Origin of the sequence: Bilophila sp. 4_1_30 (assembly GCF_000224655.1) — a bacterium.
GTDB lineage: Bacteria > Desulfobacterota > Desulfovibrionia > Desulfovibrionales > Desulfovibrionaceae > Bilophila > Bilophila wadsworthia.
In genome coordinates this window covers 776,666-784,879 of record NZ_JH114232.1, presented here as the reverse complement: position 1 = coordinate 784,879, position 8,214 = coordinate 776,666, and the positions used below count along the sequence as shown (strand labels likewise).

Genomic DNA, 8,214 nt, shown 5'->3' with positions numbered 1-8,214 from the left:
CCGTCTTTTCGGCGAACGGCTCGGGGGGCAGGCGGAACACGGTCTTGCCGTCCACCAGCTCGGGCAGGCCCGCGTTGGGCTCGGCCAGCACCGGCACGGACGAACAGGCGAGGAAGCGCTCCATGAGCGGGGCCATCTGCTCGGGCCCGAGGCCGCAGTTCAGGCCGAGCGCGTCCACGCCGAGGTTCTGCATGGTTTCCGCGAAAATTTCCGGGGTCGTCCCGGTGAGGCTCGTCCCCTGCTCGAAGGTCATGGAAACCATGATCGGCAGGTCGCTTTCGGCCCGGATGGCGGCCACGGCAATGCGCACTTCCGCCAGATCGAACTGCGTTTCGATGAGGAACAGATCCACGCCGCCTTCCACAAGGCCGCGCGCCTGTTCGCGCAGGGCTTCATACAGCTCCAGCGGGTGCAGGTCCCCAAGCGGACGCACGAACTGCCCGCACGGCCCCATGTCGCCGGCGACGAAGGCTTCCCGGCCGGCGGCGTCCACGGCGGCGCGGGCGATCCGGGCCATCGTGCGGTTGAACGGCGTGACGTCGATGCCCGCCGGAAGCTTGAGGCGCGAGCCGCCGAAGGTGCACGTCAGAATGATGTCCGCGCCCGCAGCGAGGTAGTCGGCGTGGATCCCCCGGAGCACGTCCGGCCGATCGAGGCAGAACTGTTCCGGGTGTTCCCCGGCGGGCAGGCCCCTTGCCTGCAACATGGTCCCCATGCCCCCGTCGAGCAGCAGGGTACGCCCGGAGGCGAGTGCGCTACGAAAATCCGCCACGCGGTTCTCCTTTATGGTATCCTGCCCCTTCACGGGCGGGCAGGTCTTGAATGGCTCGTGAACAGGAGCCCGCACCAAACGGCACGGGCTCTCCCCTTGGGTTTCTGTCTACTGAAAATCGTTGAAAAGGACAAACCAAAACTATAGCATCCGATTGAGGAGCCGCCCCGTACGGGCCTCCCCCGCATGATTTTTTTCGTAACACCATGAGGCGTGTCCGCGCGGAGTGCCCCGCCCGGCGCCGGAGCCCGGACCACCGCCCTCAACTCTGATAAACGGATTTATGGCAAAAGGACGTACAAATCATATGAGCCGTCGCATTTCCACCAAGGCCGCCGAGAGCGGCCAGACGACCGGCGGGCCCGCCGACGACGCGATCGCGCCCCCGGTTTCTTCCGCAACGGCGGCTGAAGAGCATCATACCGTTGTGGAACCCGAAATCATCGAACCGGAGATCCTTCCCAAACAGGCCTCCGGAAAAACCGCCGCCCACAAAGCCGCAAAACCCATGGACGTTACCGGCGCCGAGGACGAGGACAGCGAAGACATCGGCGACGATCTGCCCGAAGACGACGTGGCCGCGCTCGACCCCGACGCCGACATCCTGCCCGAAGGCGATACCCTGCCCGCACCGTCGCAGCAGCACCTGCCTTCCCTGTCGTCCAGCAAGGACTCGCTGCACCTCTACCTGCGCGAAGTGAGCCGCTTCCCCATGCTCAAGCCGGACGAAGAGTTCGATCTGGCCCGCCGCGTGCAGAAGACCGGCGACAGCGACGCGGCCTTCCGCCTGGTGTCCTCGCACCTGCGGCTGGTGGTCAAGATCGCCATGGACTTCCAGCGCCGCTGGATGCAGAACGTGCTCGACCTCATTCAGGAGGGCAACGTCGGCCTCATGCGGGCCGTCAACAAGTTCGACCCGGACAAGGGGATCAAGTTCTCCTATTACGCGGCGTTCTGGATCCGCGCCTATATCCTCAAGTTCATCATGGACAACTGGAGGATGGTCAAGATCGGCACGACGCAGGCCCAGCGCAAGCTGTTCTACAACCTGAACCGCGAACGCCAGAAGCTCATTGCCGAAGGCTTCGACCCAGACGCGGCGGTCCTTGCGGAGCGCCTCGGCGTGGGCGAGGATCAGATCGTGGAGATGCAGCAGCGGCTGGACGCCTCCGACATGTCCCTCGACGCCACCGTCGGCGACGAGTCCGGCAGCGCCACGCGCATGGACTTCCTGCCCGCGCTCGGCCCGGGCATTGAGGAAAGCCTTGCGGGCATGGAAATCGCCGAACTGCTCCAAAGCAAGATCCGCGACATCCTCCCCTCGCTTTCCGAAAAGGAGGCCTACATCCTCGAGCACCGCCTCCTGACCGACGATCCAGTCACGCTGCGGGAAATCGGGGAGCGCTACAACGTCACCCGCGAACGGGTGCGCCAGCTTGAGGCGCGCCTGCTCCAAAAGCTGAAGACCCATCTCTCCACCGATATTCAGGACTTCTCCGAAGACTGGATCTCGCACTAGGAGGGAAAACAACGTTCCGGATGCACAATCTCCGGTTGTTGTTCGTTCCCGTTTAGGGTATTCGTTATCCCCTGTTATCGTGTTTCAACCCCCAGAGTTTGCTCATGAGCTTCCGCATTCGCCTCACTCATCCCGCGGCCCCGCTTGCGGCTGCGCCATCCCACGCCCGCCGGGGAATCTCCCGCTGCGGCGCGGGTCTTGTCCGCAATCTGCTGCGCGGGATGGTCTGCGCCGTGCTGGCCGTGCAGATGCTCACCGGGTGCGCCCGCAGTACGCCGCAGGGACCCGTGCAATGGGACCTCTCGCCCGAGGCCCAGCGTACCTACGCGACCCTCCTGCTCGACCAGTCCATCCGCGGCGACGACAAGGAAGGCGTCCTTGAAGCCGTAAAACTCCTCCTGACGCTGGAAAACAGGCCGCAGCCCTTCATCGACGCGGCGGCATGGCTCATGCTCAACCGGGAAACCAGTGAAGCCCGCAGCCTGCTCGAACAGGCCGTCAAGCGCGTGCCCGGCGATCTCGGGCTGCACCTCCTGCTCGCCGAAACGTGGCTCGAACAGGGCGACAACGAACAGGCCCTCAAGATTCTGAAAGAATACCGCAAGCAGCGCCCGGACTCCGAACTCGTGCAGCAGGAGCTCGGCATCCTCTACGTCAAAACCGGGCACTTCAAGGACGCCGACAAGGTGTTCTCGGCCCTGCCGCAGCGCCTGCGGACGTCCTTTGTCCGCTATGCCCACGCGCAGGCCCTCGTAGGCCTCAAACAGCCCCAGAGGGCCATCCAGCAGCTCCGGCTCGCCGTGCAGGAAAGCCCGGAATTCGTCGACGCGTGGTTCGAGCTGGCCCGCCTGCTGGAGGCGGACAGGCAGTACTCCGAAGCGAACGAAATCTATAACAGCCTGATCGAGCAGGACCCGGACAATCCGGACATCTGGATCAGGATGGTCGAAGGCCAGATCCGTGCCGGAAAGGGGCAGAAAGCCCTGGACTACGCCCTGAACGGCCCCGCCACCTACGGCTACAAGCTCACGGCGGCGACGCTTTTTCTGGACGCGAGGATGTACCCCGAGGCGGAGGCCCTGCTCGACGGCCTCAAGAGCGATCCCAATGCGCCGGACGAGGTGCACTTCTACCTCGCCGCCATCGCCTACGAATACCACAAGGACGTGCAGGAAACCCTGAACTTCCTTGAATCCATTCCCCCGGAAAACCGTTTTTACGACCGGGCGCTGCGCCTGCGCATCCAGCTGCTGCACGATCAGCAGCGCTATGAAGACGCCATGCAGCTCATCCTTCAGGGCCAGAGCCAGTTCCCCACGGAACGGGATTTCCGGCTCATGGAGATCCACCTGTATCTGTTGCAGGACCGCTACAAGGAGGCCCTGACCGCAGCCACGGCGGCACAGCAGATCTGGCCTTCGGACGACGAAATCGCCTATGTCTACGGCAGCGTGCTGGATTCCCTCGGCCGCAAGCGCGAGGCCCTCGCCGTGATGGAATCCATCGTCGCCCGCAATCCCGAGGATTATCAGGCCCTGAACTATGTGGGCTACTCGCTGGCCGAACAGGGCAAGGATCTGGACCGCGCGGTCTTGCTGCTCGAAGCGGCGCTCAAGCAGGCCCCTGACCATGCGTACATTTTGGACTCCCTCGCCTGGGCGCACTTCCGCCGGGGCGAGAACGCCGAGGCATGGGCGCTCGTCCGCCGGGCGACAAGCCTCCCCGACGGCGGCGATCCCACCATATGGGAACACTACGGCGACATTGCCAATGCCCAAGGGCTCAAAAACGAAGCGCGCACAGGATGGGAACGGGCCCTCGAACTGGACCACCCGAATCCTGAAAACATACGCAAAAAGCTGAACTCGCTATGAACATCCGCCTTTCCGGTCCCTTCCGCCTGATACTCGCGGCCTTGCTCGTCCTGTCGCTCCAGGCCTGCGCCACGCGCGGCCCGGAGATCGGGACGTCCGCGCCTTCGGACGCCTCCAACGCCGCGTGGCAGGCCTACCAAAGCTATGCCTCCGCCCGCGCCTCGGATCACGATCCGTACCGCCTGAGCGGCAGCCTCCGCTACGGTTCGCAAGGCGACACCCGCCGCGTGGAGACCCTGCTCTGGAGCAACGGCTATCTGCCCATACGCCTCGACGTCATGGCCGGGATCGGCGTGCTGGTGGCCCGCATCCAGGAAACGCAGGACAGCTTCACGGCCTACGCGCCCAACGAGAACAAGGCCATCGTCCACAAGGGACCGCAGCGGGTGCAGCTCAATTTCGGCAGGCCCGTGCCCTTCTCCCTGCGCGACTTCTCCTCGCTCATGCGCGGCCGTTTCCACGAAGTCTTCGGCGCGGCCGAGGGGCTCAACCCCCGCGCCCTGCCCAACGGCGACATCGCCTTCACGCTCTCCGGCGGCATCCTGCCGGGGATGCTGGAACTGCGGCCCGACGGCCTGCCCGTCCGCTGGTCGGCGGAAAAGGGGTGGGTCATGGATATCACCTATGACGACGGCAACCCGCCCCTGCCCTACAAGTTCAAGCTGACGCATCCAGACGGCTATTCCGCCATTCTGCTGGTCAAGGACCGCCAGAAGCCCAATGCGGCATTCCGGGACGACCAGCTTGCGCTGGAACTTCCGGCGGGTACCATCATCGAACCCATCAAGAAGGGGGGCTACTGATGGACGTCCAGACGTCTCTGAACCGTATCGAAGAACTCTTTCGGATCATGTATCTGGGCCTGTGGGTGCTGTGGACCGAAACACGCTGGATTGCCGGGCCGGATATCGGCTACCAGCGCCGCCTGACGCTCATGCGCCGCCGCCAAGAGGCCATTCAGGACGAACTGTCGCGCATGGCGACCCTCGCCGATCCCCGGCGCGAACAGCTTGCGGGCGACCTTGCCCTGCTTGAAGGCGACATCGCCCGGCTCGAAAAAGACCGGAAAGCCCACCGCGCCGGGCATCTCGCCCCGCTCCGCGCCCGGTTCGGGTGGCTGCTTTAGGGCGGATGGGCGTTAAGCAGGCTGAACGCCTTGAGAAGGGAAACTTTTCTGAAAAAACGTTCCCTTCCCCGAGCCTTCCGGCGCGGAGCCCATCCCTCTTTTTCCAAAGGCTTTCCTCATTGGGCGAACGCTTCGGCGGGCATTTCCTTTTTTTCCGGGAAACGGTACAGAAGAAATCTGTAATGGCGGGCAAACACTCATCGCCCGCCTGTTGACACTTCGCCATGCACGCTTATGAAAAAGGCAGGCATGTCCTTTTTTTATTGGAACCGTCCCCAGCGGGGAGCTTTTCTCACATCAAAAAAAGACAGGAAAACGATGGCTACCGTCTATATCGGCTCCGATCACGCCGGACTGGAACTCAAGGCCGCGCTGGTAAAGCGCCTTTCCGAAAAAGGGCATGACGTCCACGACCTCGGCCCCGCCACCACGGAAAGCTGCGACTACCCCGTCTATGCCAAGGGCGTATGCGGCAAAGTCCTTGCCGACGCGGGCAACGCCACGCCCGGCGACGAACCCGCCTCTTTCGGGATCCTCGTGTGCGGCACGGGCATCGGCATGAGCATGACCGCCAACCACATCCCCGGCATCCGCGCGGCGCTGTGCGGATGCGAATTTCAGGCCCGCGCCACCCGCCAGCACAACAACGCCAACGTGCTCTGCCTCGGCGAGCGCGTGACCGGCCAGGGCGTGGCCCTCGACATCGCAGAACTGTTCCTGAACACCGCTTTTGAAGGCGGCCGCCACCTCCGCCGCATCAACCAGATAGAAGGATAAGGGCCGAGCCCGTCCGGAAACGGCTTCGGGCCGCAACGGACGGCCTCCCCAACACGCCCGCCCCATACGGCAGGCGGCGGATTTCCTTCCGCTTGCTTCCGGACCCGCGCGTAACGGAACTCCCGCCGTGCGGCCTCCCCACCAGCCAAAGTTTTGCGGGTGGGGTCCGGGGAGGGCGCTTTTCGCCAAAAGCGCCCTCCCCGGCTCCCCCTTTCCCCGCGTCCAAAGGAGCCCCCATGCAGTTCTACAATACCATGTCCCGAAAAAAGGAAACATTCACGCCCGTCCGCAAGGGGCTGGTGGGCGTCTACGCCTGCGGCATCACGGCCTACGCCCTGTCGCACATCGGACATGCCCGTTCCGCGGTGGCGTTCGACATTCTGGTGCGCCTGCTCCGCTATAAAGGCTATGAAGTCACCTTCGTCCGCAATTTTACCGACGTGGACGACAAGATCATCAAGCGTGCCAACGACGAAGGCGTTTCCAGCACCGAAATCGCGGAAACCTACATCAAGGCCTACCATGAAGACATGGACCGCCTCAACGTGATCCGCGCCGACATCGAGCCCAAGGCCACCGAGCACATTCAGGAAATGCTCAACCTCACCGAGCGCCTCATCGCCGACGGCAAGGCCTACGCCACGCCTTCCGGCGACGTGTATTTCCGCGTGCGCTCCTTCCCCGGCTACGGCAAGCTGTCCGGCCGTACGCCCGACGACCTGCGTTCCGGCGCGCGCGTCGTGCCCGGCGACGAAAAGGAAGACCCGCTGGACTTCGCCCTGTGGAAAAGCGCCAAACCCGGCGAACCCTACTGGGAAAGCCCGTGGGGCAAGGGACGCCCCGGCTGGCACATCGAGTGCTCGGCCATGAGCGAGAAGTACATCCCCCTGCCGCTGGACATCCACGGCGGCGGGCTTGACCTCATCTTCCCCCACCACGAGAACGAAATCGCCCAGACCGAGGCCGCGCTCGGCAAGCCCCTCGCCAACATCTGGATGCACAACGGCTTCGTGCAGGTCGATTCCGAAAAGATGTCCAAGTCGCTCGGCAACTTCAAGACCATCCGCGACATCCTCGAAAGCTACCTTGCCGAAACCCTGCGCTACTTCCTCGCCGGGAAGCACTACCGCAGCCCCATCGACTTCTCGCTCGACAACATGGACGAGAGCGAACGCAGCCAGAAACGCGTCTACGAATGCCTGCGCGAAGTGGACAAGGCGCTGGCCCGCGAGAACTGGAAGCCCGGCGCGGCTCCCGCCGAGCTGATGGAAGAGCTGAAACAGCAGGATCAGTCCTTCATGGACGCGCTGGAAGACGACGTGAACACCGCCGCCGCCATGGGGCACCTCTTCAACATGGTCCGCATCGCCGGGCGCGTGCTCGAAGACAAAAAGCTCCGCAACAGCGAGGGCGGCCGCGACATCCTCAAGGCCTTCCGTGACGCCACCGCGAAATGGGACACCCTGCTCGGCCTGTTCGCGCAAAAGCCGGAAGACTTCCTCGCCTCCCTGCGTGAAATCCGCGCCCGCCGCAGGGGATTGGACATGAACAAGGTGGTCGAGCTCCTCCGCGAACGCCAGGAAGCCCGCGCCGCCAAGGACTTCGCCCGTTCCGACGCGGCCCGCGACGAGCTCGCGGCCCTCGGCGTGGAAGTCCGGGACACCCCCGAAGGCCCTGTATGGGATATCATCTGAACGCACGCTACGGTGCGGCCGGGAACGCTCCCGGCCGCCTCTGGCGCGGCCTCGTCGCCGTGATCCTCTCATTCGCCCTGTTCCTGCAGGGCGCGATCCCGGTGCAGGCCGCGCTTTTCGGCAGTTTCGGCGTCAAGGACGAAAAAGAACTCGGACGCAAGTTCGACGTGCTCGTCCGCTCCCGTATGCCGCTTGTGGAAGACCCCGAAATCAAGGGCTACATCCAGTCCATTGTGGACCGCCTCTCCAAAACCTTCCCCCCGCAGCCCTTCCCTTTCACCGCCAACGTGCTGCTGCACAACAGCATGAACGCCTTCGCCGTGCCGGGCGGTTCCGTCTTCGTCCACACCGGGCTCATCATGCAGCTTGACCACGAGTCCGAGCTCGCGGGCGTGCTCGGCCACGAACTGGCCCACGTCACCCAGCGCCACATCGCCACCCGCATGGAGCGG

Annotated in this window: 8 protein-coding genes; 7 read left to right on the top strand and 1 reads right to left on the bottom strand. The window is 64.1% G+C overall.

The features are described from left to right. Positions 1-772: homocysteine S-methyltransferase family protein (locus HMPREF0178_RS10095; protein ID WP_009733332.1), on the bottom strand; the 772-nt coding region annotated here is incomplete at its 3' end. A gap of 307 nt (positions 773-1,079) precedes the next feature. Between HMPREF0178_RS10095 and HMPREF0178_RS10090 the strand changes: the two genes are divergently transcribed. The 7 genes from HMPREF0178_RS10090 to HMPREF0178_RS10055 form a co-directional block, all read left to right on the top strand. Beyond that, positions 1,080-2,291, top strand: a complete 1,212-nt coding sequence (locus tag HMPREF0178_RS10090) for an RNA polymerase factor sigma-32 (protein ID WP_009733331.1) — start codon at positions 1,080-1,082, stop codon at positions 2,289-2,291. A gap of 104 nt (positions 2,292-2,395) precedes the next feature. After that, positions 2,396-4,165 carry a tetratricopeptide repeat protein gene (locus HMPREF0178_RS10085; RefSeq protein WP_009733330.1) on the top strand — a complete coding sequence of 590 codons (1,770 nt, stop codon included), beginning with the start codon at positions 2,396-2,398 and terminating at the stop codon, positions 4,163-4,165. Continuing rightward, positions 4,162-4,968 carry a hypothetical protein gene (locus HMPREF0178_RS10080; RefSeq protein ID WP_009733329.1) on the top strand — a complete coding sequence of 269 codons (807 nt, stop codon included), beginning with the start codon at positions 4,162-4,164 and terminating at the stop codon, positions 4,966-4,968. The genes HMPREF0178_RS10085 and HMPREF0178_RS10080 overlap by 4 nt, the downstream gene beginning before the upstream one ends. Then, positions 4,968-5,291, top strand: a complete 324-nt coding sequence (locus tag HMPREF0178_RS10075; RefSeq protein WP_009733328.1) for a hypothetical protein — start codon at positions 4,968-4,970, stop codon at positions 5,289-5,291. The genes HMPREF0178_RS10080 and HMPREF0178_RS10075 overlap by 1 nt, the downstream gene beginning before the upstream one ends. Before the next feature lie 318 nt (positions 5,292-5,609). Further along, entirely contained in the window at positions 5,610-6,068 is a 459-nt protein-coding gene (gene rpiB, locus HMPREF0178_RS10065; protein ID WP_005028521.1) for a ribose 5-phosphate isomerase B, read from the top strand. 236 nt (positions 6,069-6,304) lie between these two features. Then, entirely contained in the window at positions 6,305-7,762 is a 1,458-nt protein-coding gene (gene cysS, locus HMPREF0178_RS10060; protein ID WP_009733327.1) for a cysteine--tRNA ligase, read from the top strand. Then, positions 7,747-8,214 (top strand): M48 family metalloprotease (locus tag HMPREF0178_RS10055; RefSeq protein ID WP_009733326.1); only part of this gene is annotated, 468 nt, incomplete at its 3' end. The genes cysS and HMPREF0178_RS10055, both read left to right, overlap by 16 nt.